Source organism: Leyella lascolaii (assembly GCF_900079775.1).
Lineage (GTDB): Bacteria > Bacteroidota > Bacteroidia > Bacteroidales > Bacteroidaceae > Prevotella > Prevotella lascolaii.
The window spans coordinates 178,422-201,317 of sequence record NZ_LT556036.1 but is presented as its reverse complement, the minus strand read 5'-3'; the positions used below and the strand labels follow the sequence as shown (position 1 = coordinate 201,317).

The following is a 22,896-nucleotide window of genomic DNA, read 5'->3' as shown; positions in this document are numbered from 1 at the left end:
CTCTCTTACGATATTCTCAATCTTCGGACAGAAAGCATTCAAATGACAGAACATGCTGGTGTATCCCTCGGGATGCTTTACATAGACAGCCTTTCCATAGCCATACTTGCCTATCACAACCCTTGACACGTATCCGGACCCCACCGAGAACACCGGCTTATTCTCAACACGTTCTGTTTTTATGTCTATACCGCCGTGAAAATGATGAGCACGCGGCTCACCAAAGTTCCCCGCAAATGACATCTCATAATTCACCGGCGGTAAAAAGCTTATGATTGATAGTAATATACCGATAAACATCAGCAGGCTTTAAAGCTCATGTCCAGACCTTTGACCGAATGAGTAAGTGCTCCGACCGAAATGAAGTCAACCCCGCACTCCGCATAATCGCGTATCGTGTCATAAGTGATACCTCCACTCGATTCAGTTTCATAGCGTCCGTTTATTATCTGAACAGCCTTTTTAGTATCTTCTACAGAAAAATTATCCAACATAATCCTGTCAACTCCGCCGTGAGAAAGAACCTTATCCAGCTCGTCGAAAGAACGTACCTCTATCTCGATTTTGAGGTCAAGGTTCTTTTTCTTCAGATATTCATGACAACGGTTAATGGCGTTTTCTATGCCCCCGGCAAAATCAATGTGATTATCCTTCAGCAAAATCATATCAAACAATCCTATTCTATGATTCATGCCTCCGCCTATCAAAACAGCCTGCTTTTCGAGGATACGCATTCCGGGCGTTGTCTTGCGCGTGTCAAGAATATGTGTTTTGGTGCCTTCTATACGTTTCACATATTTATTGGTCATTGTCGCAATGCCGCTCATACGCTGCATTATATTAAGCATGAGACGCTCCGTCTGCAACAGCGAACGCACTTTTCCGCTCACAACCATAGCTATATCACCGGCTTTTACGGGTTCACCGTCATTGATAAGCACCTCGACCGACATTGTAGAATCAAACCTGTCAAACACCTTTTTTGCCACCTCGACACCAGCCAGGATACCGTTCTCCTTTATAAGAAGATGCGATTTACCCATCGCATCTTCCGGTATGCAACACAATGTGGTATGATCTCCGTCACCTATGTCTTCTGCAAAAGCAAGATCTATAAGACGTTCCTCCAATTCGTTTACACTTAACATATTACTTGAAATTTAATTTTAATACTCGCTGTTTAATATTTTATTATCCTTATAAGCTACAAGCGTGCCATCCGTATTGACCACGACGATTGTTCCTCCTACCCATTCAGTGCGAGCCGGTTCCTTCTTAAATTCATATAAACCGACAACATTATGTCCTTCAACCTCCACGACACCATTTACAATCGTAGTATTTCCGAAGATGACACGATTAGCGGCAAACCGTCTTTTTTCATTCATTACTATTTCCTTTTCGTCATTTCTGCCGGCAGCATTTTCTCATCCAAAGGTCTTACCACAGTTCTTTCGAAACGTTTTGGAGCCACCGATTTCACCTGACTTTCAGAATGTGACCCTGTCCTAACTACCGGAACAGAATCCACCTTGCCCACTCTTACAGTATCATTCTTCTGTACCGGCGGCAGTTTCGGCTGATGCATCCTTACCATACGTATATTATACAACACCAACAATCTGAGAGTTGTAGATGAGGACGCTGCCCTGTCGTTGTCATTTACGAGGAAATACCCGGTTATTTCCTTTATACCGAGATTTTCTGTATCTTCAACCTGCAAATGATAACGCGATGTAGAAGTTATGTTTATTGTGCGCGAGGCGACGCTGTCATTATTGAATTTCAGTGCCAAAACCGCCACCGCATTCCTCATTCCGTCCTGATATATAAACCGGGTATCAAAATCAAGGATAATCTTATCACCTTTATAGAAAGCCGTATCAGCCTTGATTTTATACATATAAACATTTGACGCCTCCTGCGGATAAAGCACCAGCATCCTTCTACGGTTCCATATATCAGTCGTGTCATTACTTGATGAGAGATTGCCGAACTTGCTAATCTCACTTACCGACGCCCCTTGTGCCGCAGCCTCATTCGTAAATCGCTCGGCAAGATGCTTGTATATATCATGCAGTAACTTCGTATGTCTGCTATAATAAAGCAGAGAACTGTCCAGTTCCATCTGCGTAACACCATACTTTTTCAGTATGTTTGCCCTAAACGAACGCATTGTCAGCGTGTCGCCGCCGTTCTGTCTGACAATCTCTTCCGCAAGATGATATTCATAAAGAATATCCTCCATATCATCCGGCTGGATATAATCTCTGTCGACAGAAGGTTTGCATGACAAAACGCAAACCATAATCAGCATGAGAGACACTTGCCATTTTGCAAGACGAAACGTCAGACGGTTTTTCATATTCACACTTTTTTGCCTGTCATTCTTCGGTGACATCCCTGTCCGGATTTCCGGAGTCTGCCTTGCGAGAATGCAACAGCACTTCATTTATACTTTCCAGTTCTTTACGGTAGAAAATAAACAACACAACGGCACCCACACTTATGCATGCGTCAGCAAAATTGAAAACAGGAGAGAAGAATATGAATTCCCTGCCTCCCCAGAACGGCATCCAGTCGGGCCATGTAGTCACTATGAGGGGGAAATAGAACATATCAACCACCTTTCCATGCAGGAATGACGCATAACCGCTACCGAATGGCACTAGCCCAGCCACATCGAACGGTGTCGACGCTTCGAATATCAAACCGTAAAACATCGAGTCGAATATATTTCCCGCAGCACCGGCGAGAATCACCGAAAGGCAAACGACGTATCCTGTAGAATGCTCCCGTCTCACCAGCTTGCATATGTAATAAGCTATGACACCTATCAGGGCTATACGGAACAGACTCAATACCAGTTTGTTGAAGAACGTGATGCCATATGCCATACCGTTGTTCTCGATGAACTCAATAAAAAACCAGTCTGTGACCCGAATTGACTCACCCAGACACATGTTAGTCTTTACCGTGACCTTGATTATCTGGTCGATAATCAAAATCACGGCAATAAGCAATACGGATAATCGTCCGTCAGAAAGAAAAACACTCTTTCTTTTCATTTCTTACGAGCGTTCTTTGATGCCACACTGAGTGTTGCATGCGGAACAGCGCGCAAACGCTCCTTGGGTATCAATTCTCCTGTTATACGATCTATACCGTAAGTCTTGTTTTCTATCCTTACCAAGGCAGCCTCAAGTCCCTGTATGAATTTCTGCTGACGGTTCGCCATCTGCACCAGATCCTCCTTAGACTGAGACGCACTGCCTTCTTCAAGCGCCTTATATGTAGGCGACGTATCATCCACATCGTTGCCGTCAGCGTTCATAAGCTGTCTCATCATAGCACTCTGATCGCGACGGGCAAGACGCAACTTCTCATTTATAATCTCGCGGAACTCCTCAAGTTCACTGTCCGTATAACGTGTCTTTTCTGCCATAAATCAATAGTTTTAAAATTTAGAATAGGTTTCAGTCCAACTTAGTTTTGATTTTTTTCTATCTTGATATTCAATTTATAATCATCAAAGTCAACGCATACGCCATCATTGTCGGCTATCTCAATGCTGTCTGCCAATATCTGGCTCTTGATGTAATCAGCATACTGAGATATGGCAGCGTCCGTCTTTCCGTCCGGTGACACCACGACATTGATTCTGTCAGTTATCTCATAAGCATTGTCCTTACGCATATTCTGTATTCTGTTGACCAGCTCACGGGCAATGCCTTCTCTTCTCAGTTCCTCCGTAAGTTCTATTTCCAACGCCACAGTGAGATTGCCTTCATTTGAAACGAGCCATCCCGGAATGTCCTCACTTATTATCTCCACATCCGCAAGCTCCACTTTCACATTGGCGTCCTCCACATTCAGGTCAACATATCCGTTGCGTTCAAAATCAGAGATTTGAGCTTGGGTGAGCGCATCAATCTGTGCGGCGATGCCCTTCATAAGTCTGCCGAACTTCTTGCCCATAGTGCGGAAGTTGCACTTCACTTTCTTTACTAGGACATCCGAGCCCTCCACAAACTTGAGACTCTTAACATTCACCTCGTTCAATATAAGTGTCTCGACAGCCTCGATGTGTCTTTTCTGCTCTGCGTCGACAGCCGGAATCATGATAGCCTGCAGCGGCTGGCGCACCTTAATGTTCACCTTGCGGCGCAAAGCGAGAATCATGGAAGTAATCTTCTGAGCCATACTCATTCTTGCTTCCAGCTCTTTGTCGATGAGTTTATCGTCAGCAACAGGATAGTCAGAGAGGTGTACCGACTCGACATGTTCTTTTCCGGTCACGCTTATCAGGTCCATGAACAGCTGGTCCGCATAGAACGGCGCAAACGGAGCGAGCAGTTTGGCAACCACCTCAAGACATGTATACAGCGTCTGATAAGCGCTCAGCTTGTCAGCACTCATTTCCTTACCCCAGAAGCGTTTCCTGTTAAGGCGCACATACCAGTTGCTCAGGTCGTTGTTCACAAACGACTCAATAAGGCGTCCAGCCTTTGTCGGATTATACCCGTTCATTTCCGCGTCCACATCTCTTATAAGGGAATGAAGCACGGAGAGTATCCAGCGGTCTATCTCCGGTCTTTCCTCCATCTTCACGTCCTCTTCGCTATAATCGAATCCGTCCACATTGGCATACAGAGCGAAGAAGGAATATGTGTTGTATAATGTTCCGAAGAACTTACGGCGCACCTCGTCCACTCCCTCAGGATTGAACTTCAGGTTATCCCACGGCTCCGAGTTCGTCATCATGTAGAATCTCACCGCATCGGCTCCGTACTTCCCGATCATCTCAAAAGGATCCGTAACATTGCCCACATGCTTGCTCATCTTGTTGCCTTTAGCGTCGAGCACAAGTCCGGTGGATATGACATTCTTGAATGCCACACTGTCGAACACCATGGTGGCGATGGCATGAAGCGTAAAGAACCAGCCACGTGTCTGGTCCACACCCTCGTTGATGAAGTCGGCAGGGAATGCCGTACGGTCGTCAATCTTATCCCTGTTCTCAAACGGATAATGAATCTGTGCGTAAGGCATGGAACCGCTGTCAAACCACACATCGATGAGGTCGGACTCACGTTTCATGGGTTTGCCCGCCTTGCTGACAAGCGTAATCTCATCGACAAACGGACGGTGAAGGTCTATGCGGTCATAATTCTCCTTACTGTAATCATCCGGCACGAATCCGAGGTCCTTCAATGTGTTGGACTGCATGAACCCTGCCGCCACGCTCTTTTCTATCTCATCATACAGCTCGTGCACCGAACCGATGCATATCTCGTTTCCATCCTCATCGCGCCATATCGGCAGCGGAGTGCCCCAAAAGCGGCTGCGGGACAGGTTCCAGTCGTTAAGATTCTCGAGCCAGTTGCCGAACCGTCCTGTACCGGTAGACTCAGGCTGCCAGTTGATTGTCCGGTTCAGCTCCACCATTCTGTCCTTCTTTGCTGTAGAACGGATGAACCAGCTGTCAAGCGGATAGTAAAGTATAGGCTTGTCGGTACGCCAGCAGTGCGGATAATTGTGCACATGCTTTTCTATCTTGAATGCTTTGTTGGATGCTTTAAGGTCCATACAGATTGACACATCAAGCGTCTCGTCCTTATCTGTCAGTGTCTCGTCATAAGCGTTCTTCACATACCTGCCCGCATACTCGTTCCACAACTCCACATTGACGTGCTCCGCAACGAACTTCTCATCAAGCTCCTCCGTAAGGAAATATTTGCCTTGCAGGTCGACAACAGGACGTTCCTGTCCCTTCTTGTCAACCACGACAATTGGCGGCACACCCGCTTTCTTTGCCACGAATGCGTCGTCGGCACCGAAGTTCGGAGCGATATGCACAATGCCCGTACCGTCTTCGGTAGTAACATAATCACCGGAAATCACACGGAAAGCGCCACCGGTCAGCGGAGATATGAACGGAAGGAGCTGCTCATACTCCATCCCGACGAGTTCAGGACCGAGATAACGTCCCACGACTTTCCACGGAATAACCTTGTCACCCTTACTGTATGACTCAAGGTCGGCATCACGACCAGCCTCGCTGAAGTAAGCCGAAAGCCTTTCCTCGGCAAGCACCACCGTCTCAGCCTCACCCGTGTAAGGATTGTAGGTGCGCACTGCCACATAATTGATTTTAGGTCCCACGCAAAGAGCGGAGTTTGCCGCAAGCGTCCATGGGGTTGTTGTCCATGCAAGGAAATAAGCCTCTCCCCATCCGGTCATCTCCTGACGCGGATTCTTTATCTTAAACTGTGCCGTAACAGTGGTGTCCTTCACGTCCCTGTAACACCCAGGCTGGTTAAGCTCATGAGAGCTGAGTCCGGTTCCTGCGGCAGGGCTGTAAGGCTGTATTGTGTATCCTTTGTACAACAGGTCTTTGTTGTAGAGTTGCTTAAGCAGCCACCACAACGTCTCGATATATTTGTTGTCGTATGTGATGTAAGGATTGTCGAGATCGACGAAATATCCCATTTTCTCCGTGAGCGAGCGCCACTCCGCCGTGAATTTCATCACGTTCTCGCGGCACTTGTTGTTATAGTCGCGCACGGAGATGTACTTTTCGGAATCCTTGTTGTCTATATCCGCCTTTGTGATTCCGAGTTCCTTCTCCACTCCAAGTTCCACAGGAAGTCCGTGTGTGTCCCATCCTGCCTTACGATGAACCTGGAAGCCCTTCATCGTCTTATATCTGTTGAATGTATCTTTTATGCTTCTTGCAAGGACATGATGGATTCCCGGGTGACCGTTTGCCGAAGGCGGACCCTCAAAGAAAACAAACTGAGGACATCCCTCACGTTCGTCTATCGATTTATGGAAAATATCTTTCTTATTCCACTCTGCCAGCACCTCGTCATTAGTTGCCGTCAAATTGAGCCCGTTATGCTCTGTGAACTTCTTTACCATGTCTTCTTTTTTGTAATTTAATATATGGCTGCAAAGGTAAAAAAAATATATTTTACAGCCAAAAAATAGGATGGAAAGATTACGGTATGAAAGATGCTGTAAATATATTATAACATTCTGAAACCTTCAACCCGAATCGGAGGCTGGAACACTTGTCGCAGATTTACCATTGAATGACGGTTGCCCATTCCTCCTTCGCTCTGCTGCGACCGCCTTGTCTCCCCTTTTTCCCTACGCAGCATGCACGAGGTCTTTTACTAAAACGTAAGGCACCATATCCGGCAGCAGCATGAGATAGGAATGAAGTCTGACGACCGAGTTTGGTTGAAGAGCCGCTGATGACCGACAACAAGACACGGCATTAACAGGGGAACAACAAGAGTCAGCTTAATTGAATATAATCAATCATAATCAGCCACATGCCTGCGCATATGTCATCATATTCGGATTATTCTGCGACGACATCGGTTTTGAATCAAAATACGCCGAAAATGGAGATGTCAGACAACCGTATGTATATCAGTCATTTGCGCAAAACGACGGCATAATCATGTTTCATCCGCTCTCCGAAACGGGCTTTTCCGTCGGGCGAAAGATACTGTTCCGTACTGCGTAACGCACTGTTCCGTAGAGTCAGAATGCCTTTACGGGAGCGCGATAAAGCCTCTTCCGCCGAATCCACATGCAAGGACAGCTGTCTGCAAGAACCTTAACGACATCCTGACACGACTTTTTCCGGCGTATCGCATTACAGAAGCGGCTTGTCTACATATGTTAAACAGGGGTTCTTTTTAAGTTAAAAAGCTTAACGCGAAAGCATCCCTGCATGTTATTATCATACAAGACAATGTAGCCGTAAGAAGGACAGTGCACGCATGCCGGCACAATACGCGGTAATCACAAAACGCAGGTTGTATGGCGTAACGACCTGCCGGAAAACAGTTTACAGCCATTGCGCTAAAGCGACACTTACCCGCTCCAAAGCCGTAAATAAAACATATTAGCCGTAATATACAATAATGACGGAAGAAGAACGTTATATTCAATATGAAAAAGACAGTACTCTTTATATATATACTGCTGCTTTGCGCCGTTGCGGCTCATTCCCAATCGTTTGTTCTCCAAGGAAGGGTGACCGACGAACAGATGAACCCTATCGAGCTTGCGTCTGTGTCGTGCCTCCAACAGGGCAAGGTAACGATGACATCGCTAAAAGGCGAATTCAGCATGACCTTGCAGTCCGCCGACTCGGTAGTCGTACGTTTCTCGATGGTAGGATACAAGACAAAGACACGTGTGCTGCGCAACCCGCGCGGCAAGCAGACCCTTCAGGTTGTACTCTACAGCAACAACGTGCTCTCGGACGTTGTTGTGACGGGAACAAAACAACAGACCGGACAGACACAGGACATCAACAAAGAAGACCTCCGGCACATGCCTTCAACAACAGGAAATGCCGTAGAGGAACTCATACAGGGACAGGCAGGAGTGTCAACACACAATGAGCTGTCCTCACAATATAACGTGCGCGGAGGGTCGTTCGACGAGAACAGCGTATATATCAACAATATAGAGATATACCGTCCTCTGCTGGTAAGAAGCGGACAGCAGGAAGGATTGTCTATCATCAATCCTGACATGGTTGAGAAAATAGGCTTCTCCACCGGAGGATTCGAAGCCAAATATGGCGACAAGATGTCGTCGGCACTTGACATTACATACAGATTTCCAAAAAAGCTGGAAGCATCCGCCACGGCAAGTCTGCTCGGAGCGAGCGCATATGTGGGCTATGGGAACAAAAAATTCTCGATAAGCAACGGCATAAGATATAAGACAACCCAATATCTGTTGGGCACAATGGACACAAAAGGAGAATACCGCCCGAACTTCATCGACTATCAGGCGTTCCTCAACTATACGCCCAACGACAGGTGGAGAATAAGTTTTCTGGGTAACATATCAGACAATCACTACAACTTCTATCCTGAAGACCGCGAGACAAGTTTCGGCACTATGGAAGACGTGAAATCGTTCAGAGTATACTTCGACGGGCAGGAGAAGGACGTATTCCGCACTTATTTCGGTTCTCTCGACATAACGCGCAATTTCGGGAAAAACACATCTCTGTCGCTCATCGCCTCGGCATTCCACACAAAAGAACAGGAAACTTATGACATACAAGGGCAGTACTGGCTCACACAGACAGAGACGAGCGAGAACCTTGGAGTGGGAACCTACTTCCAGCATGCCCGAAACTACATGAAGGCAAACGTGCAGAGCGTGAAGCTTCTGCTGAAGACAAAAACCAAAAAGCATACCATAGAGACGGCTTTAACATTCAAAAGCGAGCGTATAAAAGAGAATTCGGTTGAATATGAAATGCGGGACTCGAGCGGATACAGCATACCCCACACCGGCGAAAGCCTCCACATGATATACTCAATGCGTGCGCGGAACACACTGAAAGCCAACCGCATTGAGGCTTACGCCCAGGACACTTACAGATTCACAAGTCCGGGAGAGCATACGCTTTTTACCCTTAACTATGGAGTAAGGCTCAGTCACTGGAGCTTCAACGGTGAGACAACGGTGAGTCCGAGGATGTCGCTCGGAGTCATACCTGCCTTCAACCATAACGTAACGATGAGATTCGCCACCGGTCTTTACTATCAGGCACCTTTCTATAAGGAAATACGTGACACAACAGCAATTGACGGAGTGACATACGCCACACTCAACAAAAAGACAAAAAGCCAGCGTTCCATACACTTCATAGCAGGCATGGACTATCGTTTCAAAATAAGCAAGCGTCCATACAAATTCACCGCTGAGGCTTACTATAAGGCTTTGAGCGACCTTGTGCCTTACAGTGTAAACAATGTGAAGGTTGTCTATTACGGAAATAACGAGTGCAGCGGACATGCCGCCGGACTCGACATGAAGCTTTACGGAGAGTTCGTTCCGGGATACGACTCGTGGATAAGCCTGTCACTCATGGACACAAACATGAAACTGAACGGGAAGAACATACCTCTGCCAACAGACCAGAGATATGCCGTGAGCCTTTACTTCACGGACTATTTCCCTGGAACAGAGAGGTGGAGAATGTTTCTCAAACTTGCCTATGCCGACGGTCTCCCGTTCTCGGCACCGCATCAGGAGCTTGAGAGCAACGTATTCAGGGCTCCGGCATACAAACGCGCGGACATCGGACTGAACTACCGTCTGGTTAACAACGAGAACAGGCAGAACGGGCGGTTCTTCAAGAATGTGTGGCTCGGACTGGAATGTCTGAATCTTTTCGGAATAAACAACGTGAACTCTTATTACTGGATTACTGACGTAACAAACCAGCAATATGCCGTGCCTAACTATCTGACCGGCAGGCAGATAAATTTCCGAGTTTCCGTAGATCTGTAAAACATATAAAGATGATAACAAATACACGCAATCTTATGGCTGCCGTAATGCTGTCTGTTTGCACACTGACAGCTAACGGACAGAACAACGAAATAAAGTCGGACAGGATAGCCTCACTGCAGGTTGTAGCCGGAGACGACTGGCTGTCGCCACCGGTAATGATACTCGGAGTTGACGAACCCATCACCATTTCGTTTGACGACATGACGCATGAATATCACAGGTATGCCTACAGGATTGAGCACTGCGAAGCTGACTGGACAACATCTGACGCACTGTTCACAAGCGATTACTGTGAAGGATTCACAGACGGGAATACCATCGACGATGTCAGGAAATCACTAAACACCAATGTCCTTTATACACATTACAGACTGAGGATACCGAATGAAAGATGCAACATCAAAATGAGCGGCAACTATCGCGTGACAATATATGACGACAACACGTCTGAGGAGGTAGCCACAGCATGCTTCATGGTAGCAGAGCAACGTGCAGGCATACAACTGGAAGCGACCACCAATACCGATATTGACACGAACGGGGCGCATCAGCAGATAGGAATGAAGATAAACTATGCAGGACTTAAAGTGAACAATCCCGGACAGGAAATAAAGACTGTGGTCATGCAGAACGGAAGATGGGACAATGCCGTTGTAAATGCCGAGCCGCAATACATCATGCCAGACGGTCTGCAATGGACTCACAACAGACAGCTGATATTTGACGGAGGAAACGAATACAGGAAATTTGAGACACTCGACGTTTCGCACACAACCATGGGACTTGAGTCAGTGAAGTGGGACGGCAGGGATTATCACGCCTATGTGTGGACTGACGAGCCGCGCAACAGCTATGTGTATGATGAAGACGCAAACGGAGCTTTCTACATAAGAAACAGTGACAACATAGAGAACGACTGCATGTCAGAATATGTATATGTCCACTTTGCTCTTAAAACAGCAACTACCGACAACGACATATTTATAAACGGTGTATGGACAAACGGCAGTCTCACACCGGAATACCGCATGAGCTATAACCCGGAAAGCGGATTATACGAAAATGTGATTATGCTTAAACAGGGATATTACTCATATCAATATCTTATAAGAACAGACGACGGCAGTCTCAAGCCACTTCAAAGCGAAGGCAATTTCTGCTATACCGAAAACAAATACCAGTGTCTGGTGTATTACAGGGCAGCCGGAGACAGGACAGACAGGCTTGTGGGATACAGACAGATTGTGATAAACTGACACGATTACGCCAAGTCAGTGATGTCAATGAACAGATTCTAATCGCCCTTTATACGCTTTATAAGCTTACCGTCGAACGAGAATATCATCTCAACCATAAAGCTGCTTGAAGAATTGGGTATTCCCAGCACTGCGAAATAATGCACGCCCTCATCGTCAATCTTGTAATACACCATATCGCTGAAGACAGACTGCCTGAGATATTGGGATGACACCTGCGCAGAGAAATCATCCTTTGTTATGTTGCTTGAATAAACCCTTTCGGCACCACAGAAAAGGCTGAAATGGATTATGTTGTCATAGTAGTTGGTGTACACCTCCACCCCATCGTCGTTGTATGCCGCCTTTGGAACCTTGTATGTTGTGGGGTTTATCTGAACATAACAATGATACTTCTTATCATTATAATATACGACAGTATCCTTTTTTATCAGCCTGTTCTGGTTGACGGAGACTATCGATGTCTTATTAAACAGTTTGAGATAACTGGAATCGCTGCTTTTGACAAGCCTCATATGCTCGCCGTTCTGACTGACAAACTCGAAGAGATGAGGTGTCCTTTTGATTACGGGATATTTTGTCTTGTTTGCCCCATACAGGACAAACGAGTCTCTTTCTATTCGGAAATATACAGGTACACTGATTGTGTCGGGGAAATAAACGGTGTCACCTTTTATTCTGAAGGCAACGTCCTCATCGTCCTCATTTATCCAGATGCCCTGCAATTCTTTTTTTGCCAAGGCATCTTCCTCGACCGTCTCTGTCTTCTTGCCCTTTGAACAGCCACACAGAAACGAGACACATATTAGAATAAAAGCGGATAATGCATAATGTCTCATCATACAATCACTAATCAGTGGTCTTCTTACAAACTAATTTGCATCAGTCGAACAAATCAGCCTCGCCAAGCGACTTGCCGTTAAGGTCCTTCTCGCTCGTCTTTATATCATTAATGTCTATAGGCCATTTTATATCTATGGTTTCGTCATTCCATCTTATGCTCGCCTCATGCTGAGGAGCATATACGTTGTCAACCTTATATGTGAAAACAGCCTCATCGCTAAGCACAAGAAAGCCATGCGCGAAACCGCGCGGAATAAACAGCTGGCGTTTGTTTTCCCCGCTTAGCTCCACCATGACATATTTTCCGAATGTGGCAGACGATTTACGTATGTCCACAGCGACATCCACCACCCGTCCTTTTATTACGCGCACCAGCTTCGCCTGTGAGAAGTCTCCTTTCTGATAATGAAGGCCGCGCAATACGCCATAACTTGATTTGGATTCATTATCCTGCACGAAAGAAACCTTTCCTACATGTTCCTCGAACTCATCTTTCTTCCATGCCTCAAAGAAATATCCGCGGGCATCGTTAAATACTTTCGGTTCGATAATCCAAACTCCGTCAATACAGGTTTTTATGTATTCCATATAGATATTTTATCTTCAAAATATGATGAAATTATCTTCATAATAAAAGGACATATCTGTCCTACAAACGCAAAGATAATACATTTATGCCGATTACCAAAACAAAAAATACTATTTAATTACCAAGCTGATTTTTTTGAATTATTTAGTTGGAAAAGTCATCCGTTTTATTTAAATTTGCACTCGTGATTGAATTAGAAAGACATATTACAAAACTATTACTCACCAACGATTGTGTAATCGTACCGGATTTCGGAGGCTTCATGACTCATCATATAGATTCTATATATGATCATGACGCGAAGACATTCTATCCCCCGTTAAGAACGCTCGGATTTAATCCTCAACTGAAAATAAACGACTCGCTGCTTGTTCAATCATACGTTGAGGTATACGATATAAGCTATCCGGAGGCACTCACGCGCATAGAGAACGACGTGACGCGGCTGAAAGGCATTCTCGCAAAGAATGGCGAGTATGAGTTGTATGGTCTTGGAGTGATATACATACAAGATGACGGCAGCTATGATTTCAAGCCATGCGAGGCAGGGATCCTTACCCCGGACTACTATGGCCTGAGTACATTTTCGGCTGACATTATCAGCAACAGTCACAAAAACACTGTTGAAAAAAGACACAAAGACAGCATAAGCCACGCAGAGAGCGAGATAAAGACAATTGCGGTTGCTCCTGAATCAGAAGAAAAAGGCAAAAAGATTTCAAAAGAAAAGACCATAACGCTGAATATCCCGATTGCGTCAATAAAGGAAATTGCCGCCGCATGCATCATCTTCGTGCTGTTTTTCCTCATACCCTCACCCGTAGGAGAAAACAGCACATCAGGCATAACCAAAAGCAGGATAGACACAAACATGCTTTTGAACATAATGCCTAAAGACATCACTTTGGGCACACCGAAATTCAAACCGGCAAAAGAACCGGCAAAATGTGCAGACGGCATTAAAAAGGATTGTAAAGCCACAGCCATCTCGGATTCAAACAAAACTGGCAGCACTTATTTCAGCATTGTGCTTGCAAGTAAGGTTTCGAAGAAAAACGCGGAAGCCTATGTAAGGCTTCTGCACAAGAAAGGATTTGAAAAAGCTGAAGTTTACACCACATCCAGCGGCTCCAAAGTAATATATGACAAATTCGCGACACGAAAAGACGCCAACAGAATTCTTAACATGCTGAATACCGACATAGACTTTTCAGACGCCTGGATTACAAGCATAACAGAAAAATAATGAAGAGAGTACGCTGTCCTAAATGTGAGAGATATATCATTTTTGATGAGACCAGATATAATAATGGTCAGAATCTTGTATTTGAATGTCCTGACTGCGGAAAGCAGTTTAGCATCAGAATGGGTGTATCAAAATTGAACAACATACAGCGCAAAGAAGACCTGTCCGAAAAGGAAGAAAACAATGAATACGGATATATTGTAGTAATTGAGAATGTTTTCCACTACAAACAAATCATACCGTTAAGTTTAGGCGAGAACGTCATCGGGCGTCACATGAAAGGGAATGACATAAACTGCCCCATAGAGACAAACGACCCCAGCATAGACATGACCCACTGCTCGATTACCGTGAAGAAAAACAATAATGGAACACTGAAATACATATTGAAGGACGGACCGAGCAACACAGGGACATTCGTGGACAATGACATCCTGCGAAACAGGGAATGCAGAATAATCGGAAACGGCTCGCTGTTCACCATAGGTGCCACAAGCATAATCCTGCACACGCCGGAAGAAGAATCTGAATAAGTTTGATATTATAACTAGACATCCATAATTTATATAATTTTATAGTCAGACGTAAGCTTTATAAAAGAAAATTTGTAATTTTGCAAAAATAGGATCTCTTGTTGGTTGCGTGAAGTAAAAAAACGCTATACAATAAGGCATGATTTTGTCCAGCAACAGATAATCCAGTTAATTAATGAAAATTGCAATTTTAAAATATAAAGCCGGCAACATTTATTCCGTTATCAATTCACTGAAAAGATTAGGAGTAGAACCTGTGGTAACGGATGACGTGAATGAAGTGATGACCGCAGACAAGGTGATACTTCCGGGGCAAGGCGAGGCAAAATCTGTCATGCAGTATCTTTATTCCCATAATTTGAATGAAGTAATATGCAATCTGCGTCAGCCGGTACTTGGCATATGCATAGGAATGCAGTTGATGTGCCGTCATTCAGAGGAAGGAGACACCAATTGTCTTGATATATTCCACGTAGACATAAAACGCTTTATCGCGCGGTCAAATCAGGATAAGATACCTGCTGTAGGGTGGAACGAAATATCAAATTTAAAATCACCGCTATTCAAAGATATTGTCAGGAAAGAATTCGTCTACTTCATACACAGCTACTATGCTCCGCTATCTGCCTATACAATTGCAGATACAGACTATATATTACCGTACTCCGCGGCATTAAATTACAAAAATTTTTATGCCGTGCAGTTCCATCCCGAAAAGAGCGGAGATGTCGGAGAAAAAATTCTTAATAATTTTCTTAGCCTATGATAAGATTAATTCCTGCGATTGATATTATAGACGGCAAATGCGTGCGCCTTACAAAAGGCGATTATAACGAGAAAACAATATACCGCGAGAATCCGGTTGATGCCGCAAAAGAATTCGAACAGATGGGACTGACACACCTCCATCTGGTTGATCTTGACGGTGCAAAATCAAGTCACGTGACAAACATTCACGTATTGAGAGAAATAAGCGCAAAAACAAAATTGTGCATTGATTTCGGCGGAGGCATAAAATCGGATGATGACATAAAAGCTGTTTTTGAGAACGGGGCAAACATGGCGACAATCGGAAGCGTTGCCGTAAAAGAGCCGTCTCTTTTTTATAAATGGTTACAGGAATATGGCGCAGAAAGAATTATCTTAGGAGCTGACATCAAAAACGATAATATTGCGGTGAACGGATGGAAAGAGGAGACAAATGAAAATATATATTCCTTTTTAAGACTGTATATCAATCATGGAGTAAGGAACATACTATGTACGGACATAACAAAAGACGGGACATTGTCCGGTCCAGCATATGATCTATACGGAGAAATATTAAAGAGATTTCCGGGAATAAATTTGATTGCAAGCGGCGGAGTATCCTCTAATGAGGATATCATGCAACTTGACAGATTAGGTGTAAGTGCTGTAGTGTTCGGGAAAGCATATTACGAGCACAGAATAAACATAAATACATTGATGGAGCATGTGTAACGGACTGGCAAAAAGAATCATACCGTGTCTTGACATAAAGGACGGCAACACCGTAAAAGGTGTTAACTTTCAGAATCTGCAGCAAGCCGGAGACCCTGTGCAGCTTGCAAAACGATACAATGAGGAAGGTGCTGACGAACTGGTGTTCTTGGATATAACAGCAACAGTAGAGGGACGGAAGACTTTTACAAAACTTGTCTCTAAGATAGCATCTGAAATAAACATCCCTTTCGCCGTGGGCGGAGGCATCGATTCATTCGAGGATATAGAAAGACTGTTAGGAGCCGGAGCCGATAAAGTAAGCATCAATTCGGCTGCTATCAAAAACCCAGAAATCATAGACAGAATAACCAATGCATTCGGCTCTCAAGTTTGCATATGTGCCATTGACGCACAGTTCGACGGCACAGACTGGTTTTGCTATATCAAAGGAGGACGGGAGAAAACGGCATTTAAGTTGTTGGACTGGGCTAAAGAAGCAGAAAGCCGTGGAGCGGGAGAAATTCTATTTACAAGTATGAATCATGACGGAGTAAAAAACGGATATGCAAACGAGACCTTGGCAGAACTGGCTGAACACCTCAAGATACCGATAATTGCAAGCGGTGGAGCGGGTAAAAAAGAAGACTTCGTTGATGTATTCAATATAGGGAAGGCTGACGCAGCGCTCGCAGCCAGCGTCTTTCACTTTGGAGAAATCAAAATTAAAGAATTGAAACAATATCTTTCTGACAATCACATAAAGGTAAGGATATAAAATACAAATAGAAAATATATGAAAATAGACTTTGAAAAAATGGGAGGTCTCGTTCCTGCAATCATACAAGATGCCAAGACAAAAAATGTACTCATGTTAGGTTACATGAACGATGCAGCATATAATAAGACTATAGAGACAAAGAAGGTCACATTTTGGAGCAGGTCAAGAAATTGTCTGTGGACCAAAGGAGAGACTTCAGGCAATACTCTGGAACTTGTCAGCATAAATATAGATTGTGATAATGATACTTTATTGGTAAAAGCACATCCTACAGGACCGGTATGCCATACAGGAAGCGACACGTGTTGGAAAGAATCAAACAAAGACAACGGTACTTCGTTCTTGTCTGAACTACAAGACTTTATATCGACAAGATACAAGGAAATGCCGGAAGGCTCCTACACAACATCCTTATTCAAGGAAGGCGTCAACCGTATGGCACAGAAAGTGGGAGAAGAGGCTGTAGAAGCCGTCATAGAAGCAACAAACGGTACAAATGAACGTTTAGTTTATGAATGCTCTGATTTAATATATCATATGATAGTTCTTTTAACAAGCAAAGGACTTAGTATAAACGATGTAATCAGAGAGTTGGAAACAAGACACAGCCCATCATGGCATAAACATTAATATATAATTGATTATGTTAGTTGATTATCAAAAAGTAAATATATATCAAGGCGGTGAACCGATACTGAAAGATGTGGAGTTTTCTGTCGACACCGACCAATTTATATATATTATAGGTAAAGTAGGCTCAGGAAAAAGTTCATTACTGAAAACAATGTATTGTGAACTGGACATACCGAAACAAGAAGCTCAGAAAGCAGAAGTTCTTGGGCGTGATTTATTAACATTGAAACGCCGTGATATCCCTGCTCTAAGAAAGGAAATGGGGATTATATTCCAGGACTTCCAACTGCTGCATGACAGAAGTGTATTCAAAAACCTACAGTTCATCCTACATTCGACAGGATGGAAATCGAATAAAGATATTAATAATAGAATAGAACAAGTTCTTTCTGACGTCGGTATGTCAGATAAAAAAGACAAATATCCGCATGAACTTTCCGGAGGCGAACAGCAACGTATTGCAATTGCAAGAGCAGTACTTAATACACCGAAAATAATAATTGCAGATGAACCGACTGGTAATCTTGATCCGGAGACAGCAAATAACATTGTCGAATTATTGAGAAAGATTACAGAATCAGGAACATCTGTCATTATGTCGACACACAACATATCCATGCTGAAAAAATATCCTGGTATTATTTATAAATGCGAGGATGGTTCTTTGACTAACATAACAAATGAGTATTATAACGCTCAGAAAGTATAATATCCAATACATTCACACAATAATAGAAATTAAATATAAAAAGATACGAATATGAAGGTAATGAAATTTGGCGGGACATCTGTTGGTTCCCCGGAAAGAATGAAGGCCGTTGCTTCAATGGTTGCGTCTGACACGGAACATCCTGTATTTATAGTATTGTCTGCTATGTCAGGAACGACTAATTCACTTATAGAAATATCAAATTACTTATATAAGAAAAATACAGACGGAGCAAATGAGGTTATAAACAATCTTGAAAGGAAATATAAACAACACGTAGAGGAACTGTACTCTACTGATGAATATAAAACAAAAGCACATGAGTTCATACGCAATGAATTCAACTACTTACGTTCTTTCACAAAAGATTTGTTTACAAGTTTTGAGGAGAAAAACATTATAGCCCAAGGTGAGATAATAAGCACCAACATGATGACTTATTATTTATTGGAAAACGGAATAAAGGCAACACTTTTATCCGCACTGGATTTCATGCGGACAGACAAGAATGCAGAACCGGACTTGCATTATCTTAAGGAAAAACTGTCCGTTGTCATGAAAGAAAACCAGGGGTATGATGTTTATATTACCCAAGGGTTCATTTGCAGAAACGCATACGGTGAAGTTGATAATCTACAGAGAGGAGGAAGCGACTTTACCGCTTCATTAATCGGAGCGGCCCTTCCCGCAGATGAAATACAAATATGGACTGATATTGATGGTATGCACAATAACGATCCAAGATTTGTTGAGAAAACAGACGCCATACACCAGCTGAATTTTGAAGAAGCTGCGGAATTAGCCTATTTTGGTGCTAAAATACTTCATCCCACATGCGTACAACCGGCAAAATATGCGGGAATACCTGTAAGGCTGAAAAACACCATGGATCCTGCCGCAGAAGGAACCATTATAGATAATGTGCTCATAAAAGGCAAAATCAAGGCGGTAGCGGCAAAAGATAAAATCACTGCAATCAAGATAAAGTCCAGCAGAATGCTATTCGCGACTGGCTTCTTGCGCAAAATATTTGAGATTTTCGAGAGCTATCAAACACCTATCGACATGATTACTACAAGTGAAGTTGGAGTATCCATGAGCATAGATAATTGCACACACTTAAATGAGATTGTCGATGAACTGAAAAAATATGGCACGGTTACAGTTGACACAGACATGTGCATTGTATGCGTTGTCGGAGATTTGGAGTGGAGCAATATTGGTTTTGAGACATTAGTTCTTGACGCAATGAAAGACATTCCAATCCGCATGATATCATACGGAGGCTCCAATTATAATATTTCGTTCTTAATCAAGGCTTCTGATAAAAAACGGGCACTGCAAAGCTTGAGTGACGTATTGTTTAATAAATAAATTAAAAATGAAAACCAATTTTCCTATAAATAAATTTCATAATATAAAAACACCATTTTATTATTATGACAGCGGATTATTGCGTGATACACTGAATATAATTTATAAAGAGACAACAAAATATAAAAACTATTGTATACATTATGCGATAAAAGCAAATTCCAATCCAAAGATATTAAAGATAATCAGCCAATATGGCTTTGGGGCTGACTGTGTAAGCGGTGGAGAGATACAAGCAGCGATTGATGCGGGATTTCCTCCCTCAAAAATTGTGTATGCCGGTGTCGGTAAAAGCGATTGGGAAATAAATCTTGGATTGGACAACAACATTTTTTGCTTTAATGTTGAAAGCACCGCCGAACTTGAAGTTATCAATACTCTCGCGTCACAACGCAATAAAGTCGCAAATGTCGCTTTCCGCATAAATCCGAATATCGGAGCCCACACTCACGCCAACATAACGACCGGACTTGCAGAAAACAAGTTTGGTATAGCAATGGACGATCTTGAAAAGACAATAGAAATATCAACAAGATTAAAAAACATTTCCGTTATCGGACTGCATTTTCACATTGGATCACAAATCCTGGATATGGATGATTTTAAAGCTTTAAGCAATAGAATAAACGATCTCCAAAGCAGACTGAAGCAGCATGGAATTGTACTGCCTAATATAAATGTGGGAGGCGGTCTTGGGATTAATTATGAACATCCGGACATAGAACCCATCCCGGATTTCGCCGGTTATTTCTCCACGTATGCGAAACATCTGCGGATACTCCCGGATCAAAAAGTTCACTTTGAATTGGGACGCTCTGTCGTAGGGCAATGCGGAACACTTATCACACGCCTACTTTATGTTAAGAACGGCTCTTATAAAAAATTTGCAATAGTAGATGCAGGAATGACAGATCTCATTCGCCCCGCACTATATCATGCGTATCATAAGATAGAAAATATCAGCAGTAATGAAGAAGTTGAAACATACGATATTGTCGGACCGATATGTGAATCCAGCGACGTATTTGCCAAATCCATTGAGATTAACAAATGTCATCGCGGAGATATCATAGCTATACGTTCTGCCGGAGCTTATGGTGAGGTTATGGCAAGCCAATACAATTGTAGAGAACTTCCCAAAGGATACATAACAGAAGAATTATGATATTTGATACTTTTTCTATAACAGTCGGAGCATTGCTTGTTTTATTATCATTAGTCACACCTATCCTGAATCCTTTCTTCAGAATAAGAAACGATTTTCGTAATAAAAGTAAAATAAACGATAACGACGACAATGAAACAAAGCCCAAGGTGTCTGTACTCCTGCTGGCATACGATGATACCCAAGAACTGCAGAATTGTATTTCTGCAGTTCTTAATCAAAAATACAATCAAGACTTTGAAATAATTGTAATTATAGAAAAAGGAGATATTATTGCGGAAAACACACTGAGCCCTTATCTAAAAGACAAACGCATATATGTAACATTTGTTCCGTCAAAACCATTATTTATGAGCAGACAGAAACTTGCAATATCATTAGGAGTAAAGGCTGCCCACAACGAATGGATAACAATAATAAAATCCAACGACATCCCTGCCTCCGAAAACTGGTTGTCAGCACTGTCAAGACATTTCAAAAAAGAGACATCGCTCATAATAGGATACGCTAACTATGAGCAAAATACAAAACCGTATTACCGTTTTATAAGACTTCGAACATTATCGTATTTATTACATACGGCTATACATAATACCGCCTACCGTTCAGGCAGTTCGAACATAGCATTCCGTAAATCTACATTTATAGACGGAGATGGGTACCGTGGGAATCTACAACTTGTACATGGAGAGTTCGACTTCATTATAAATAAATATGCAGTAAATGGCAATACAGAAGTAGAAATATCGCCAGATTCTTTCATTCGAGAAAAAGAACCGACAAAAAAAGAATGGAACAAAGACAACATATCATTATATTATATGAATAAAGTACTTCGTCGGACAATACCGCATAAACTTTTATATGATGTAGATGTATTCACGATGTATATCAATTATATTGCAATAATAACAATGATGATATATTCTGCGACTCATATTAATTACATTCTACTGTCAACCTCAATATTCGCATTAATACTGACTCTGACACTACGCACAATTATTGCCAGGAAAGCATTCAGGCAATATGGGGAGAATATCGCATGGATAAAGGTTATACCATATGAACTTTCAACATTCATTAATGATCTTATTTTCCGATTTAAATATTTAAGGTCAGACAAAAATGATTTCACAACTCATAAGATATGAGAATACAATACATCGTTTCATGCCGGTATGATACAAATGATGTCAATGTCCGCTTCATGACATTATTGGAAGAACACATATGTAAATATGACAATATAGAGATGGTAGACAAAGCACCTGATCTTGTTCATATATGCGGAGATTGGGATATCCATACAATAAGACAGATAAAAAAGATCATTCATAGCGAAACTCCTGTAATCTTCACGTCACATGCAGGACTCAGTTTCTTTTCAAGCAAAACACGACAACATCAGAAGATAATGATAAAAAAGATTGTCCGATATGTATCTGCCGTCCATGTATTCGGTCCGCTGGAAAAGGAAATGACGCAGTCCTTATGCCCTCACAATAAAATATATTTTATCTCAAACCCTTCTGTCTCCACAACGACTGACATAAATAAAATGATATTGCAAATGACAGAAATGTACAATAGCGTTATAAGTAATCATGATACATGGAAAAAGGAGAGAATAAAAAACAAAATAAAGGTACTGTATTCAAAAGAAGATAATATATCCGCAATATGCTCAAGGTTTCTATATATAAGATACCTTTTAAACAAAGGATATATACCGATAGAGACTCTTAAGGACACCGCATCCATGATGACAACACAGCAATACGACGAAGACGAAATGGAGAAACTGATAAAAAAGCTTGAGATATATGATTTTGTTTCTTCATTATTGTACGTCATGCACGAGAAAGCGAGTCTCACGGAAGGCTTTATGCCGATACAAAGTGCAAACAACAGATTATCAGAAACAATATTAAATAGAATAATACAAAGTTGAATAAT

General features: G+C 42.7%; 21 protein-coding genes and 1 pseudogene. 13 read left to right on the top strand and 9 right to left on the bottom strand.

What is annotated here, in order from left to right; genetic code table 11:
- Positions 1-12 precede the first annotated feature (12 nt).
- From BN4609_RS17225 to ileS, 7 genes and pseudogenes are all read right to left on the bottom strand, one after another.
- A pseudogene (locus BN4609_RS17225) lies at positions 13-243 on the bottom strand (M23 family metallopeptidase); the annotation flags it as partial.
- A 56-nt stretch (positions 244-299) separates the two neighbouring features.
- Positions 300-1,148, bottom strand: coding sequence for a carboxylating nicotinate-nucleotide diphosphorylase (nadC, locus tag BN4609_RS04000; RefSeq protein ID WP_068855377.1), 849 nt, complete (start codon positions 1,146-1,148; stop codon positions 300-302).
- An 18-nt stretch (positions 1,149-1,166) separates the two neighbouring features.
- On the bottom strand, positions 1,167-1,388 hold the full coding sequence (locus tag BN4609_RS03995; protein WP_084791347.1) for a hypothetical protein: 222 nt from the start codon (positions 1,386-1,388) through the stop codon (positions 1,167-1,169).
- A 2-nt stretch (positions 1,389-1,390) separates the two neighbouring features.
- Positions 1,391-2,365, bottom strand: a complete 975-nt coding sequence (locus BN4609_RS03990) for a DUF4296 domain-containing protein (protein ID WP_164071566.1) — start codon at positions 2,363-2,365, stop codon at positions 1,391-1,393.
- Between the two features lie 19 nt (positions 2,366-2,384).
- Positions 2,385-3,068 carry a lipoprotein signal peptidase gene (locus tag BN4609_RS03985; RefSeq protein ID WP_068855375.1) on the bottom strand — a complete coding sequence of 228 codons (684 nt, stop codon included), beginning with the start codon at positions 3,066-3,068 and terminating at the stop codon, positions 2,385-2,387.
- Complete coding sequence (locus BN4609_RS03980; RefSeq protein WP_021994501.1) at positions 3,065-3,445, bottom strand: TraR/DksA family transcriptional regulator; 381 nt, start codon at positions 3,443-3,445, stop codon at positions 3,065-3,067. Before BN4609_RS03980 ends, BN4609_RS03985 begins: the two co-directional genes overlap by 4 nt.
- 41 nt (positions 3,446-3,486) lie before the next feature.
- Entirely contained in the window at positions 3,487-6,924 is a 3,438-nt protein-coding gene (ileS, locus tag BN4609_RS03975) for an isoleucine--tRNA ligase (RefSeq protein WP_068855374.1), read from the bottom strand.
- 1,047 nt (positions 6,925-7,971) lie between these two features.
- Between ileS and BN4609_RS03970 the strand changes: the two genes are divergently transcribed.
- On the top strand, positions 7,972-10,344 hold the full coding sequence (locus BN4609_RS03970; protein WP_021994499.1) for a TonB-dependent receptor: 2,373 nt from the start codon (positions 7,972-7,974) through the stop codon (positions 10,342-10,344).
- Positions 10,345-10,379: 35 nt separating this feature from the next.
- Complete coding sequence (locus BN4609_RS03965) at positions 10,380-11,603, top strand: type IX secretion system plug protein (protein ID WP_084791374.1); 1,224 nt, start codon at positions 10,380-10,382, stop codon at positions 11,601-11,603.
- A 38-nt stretch (positions 11,604-11,641) separates the two neighbouring features.
- On the opposite strand, the gene BN4609_RS03960 is transcribed toward BN4609_RS03965, so the two are convergent.
- Positions 11,642-12,343 carry a DUF4738 domain-containing protein gene (locus BN4609_RS03960; RefSeq protein ID WP_241033183.1) on the bottom strand — a complete coding sequence of 234 codons (702 nt, stop codon included), beginning with the start codon at positions 12,341-12,343 and terminating at the stop codon, positions 11,642-11,644.
- A 142-nt stretch (positions 12,344-12,485) separates the two neighbouring features.
- Positions 12,486-13,034 (bottom strand): dTDP-4-dehydrorhamnose 3,5-epimerase, encoded by a 549-nt coding sequence (gene rfbC / locus BN4609_RS03955; protein ID WP_021994496.1) that lies wholly within the window; start codon positions 13,032-13,034, stop codon positions 12,486-12,488.
- A 185-nt stretch (positions 13,035-13,219) separates the two neighbouring features.
- Between rfbC and BN4609_RS03950 the strand changes: the two genes are divergently transcribed.
- The 11 genes from BN4609_RS03950 to BN4609_RS03900 all read left to right on the top strand — a co-directional run bounded on the left by BN4609_RS03950 (position 13,220) and on the right by BN4609_RS03900 (position 22,891).
- Entirely contained in the window at positions 13,220-14,281 is a 1,062-nt protein-coding gene (locus BN4609_RS03950) for an HU domain-containing protein (RefSeq protein WP_068855371.1), read from the top strand.
- On the top strand, positions 14,281-14,814 hold the full coding sequence (locus BN4609_RS03945; protein WP_021994494.1) for an FHA domain-containing protein: 534 nt from the start codon (positions 14,281-14,283) through the stop codon (positions 14,812-14,814). Before BN4609_RS03950 ends, BN4609_RS03945 begins: the two co-directional genes overlap by 1 nt.
- Positions 14,815-14,989: 175 nt before the next feature.
- Complete coding sequence (hisH, locus tag BN4609_RS03940; RefSeq protein WP_068855370.1) at positions 14,990-15,580, top strand: imidazole glycerol phosphate synthase subunit HisH; 591 nt, start codon at positions 14,990-14,992, stop codon at positions 15,578-15,580.
- Positions 15,577-16,296, top strand: a complete 720-nt coding sequence (gene hisA / locus BN4609_RS03935) for a 1-(5-phosphoribosyl)-5-[(5-phosphoribosylamino)methylideneamino]imidazole-4-carboxamide isomerase (protein WP_068855369.1) — start codon at positions 15,577-15,579, stop codon at positions 16,294-16,296. The genes hisH and hisA overlap by 4 nt, the downstream gene beginning before the upstream one ends.
- Positions 16,289-17,053 carry an imidazole glycerol phosphate synthase subunit HisF gene (gene hisF / locus BN4609_RS03930; RefSeq protein WP_068855368.1) on the top strand — a complete coding sequence of 255 codons (765 nt, stop codon included), beginning with the start codon at positions 16,289-16,291 and terminating at the stop codon, positions 17,051-17,053. The genes hisA and hisF overlap by 8 nt, the downstream gene beginning before the upstream one ends.
- Before the next feature lie 18 nt (positions 17,054-17,071).
- On the top strand, positions 17,072-17,686 hold the full coding sequence (gene hisIE / locus BN4609_RS03925; RefSeq protein ID WP_068855367.1) for a bifunctional phosphoribosyl-AMP cyclohydrolase/phosphoribosyl-ATP diphosphatase HisIE: 615 nt from the start codon (positions 17,072-17,074) through the stop codon (positions 17,684-17,686).
- Between the two features lie 13 nt (positions 17,687-17,699).
- The gene (locus BN4609_RS03920; protein ID WP_068855366.1) at positions 17,700-18,398 is read left to right on the top strand and encodes a cell division ATP-binding protein FtsE; all 699 of its coding nucleotides are present in this window, start codon (positions 17,700-17,702) and stop codon (positions 18,396-18,398) included.
- Positions 18,399-18,449: 51 nt separating this feature from the next.
- A complete protein-coding gene (locus tag BN4609_RS03915) occupies positions 18,450-19,772 on the top strand; it encodes an aspartate kinase (protein WP_068855365.1) in 1,323 nt (440 codons plus the stop codon).
- Between the two features lie 7 nt (positions 19,773-19,779).
- Positions 19,780-20,937, top strand: a complete 1,158-nt coding sequence (lysA, locus tag BN4609_RS03910) for a diaminopimelate decarboxylase (protein ID WP_068855364.1) — start codon at positions 19,780-19,782, stop codon at positions 20,935-20,937.
- Positions 20,934-22,091, top strand: coding sequence for a glycosyltransferase (locus BN4609_RS03905; protein ID WP_068855363.1), 1,158 nt, complete (start codon positions 20,934-20,936; stop codon positions 22,089-22,091). Before lysA ends, BN4609_RS03905 begins: the two co-directional genes overlap by 4 nt.
- Positions 22,088-22,891 carry a hypothetical protein gene (locus tag BN4609_RS03900; RefSeq protein WP_068855362.1) on the top strand — a complete coding sequence of 268 codons (804 nt, stop codon included), beginning with the start codon at positions 22,088-22,090 and terminating at the stop codon, positions 22,889-22,891. Before BN4609_RS03905 ends, BN4609_RS03900 begins: the two co-directional genes overlap by 4 nt.
- Positions 22,892-22,896 lie beyond the last annotated feature (5 nt).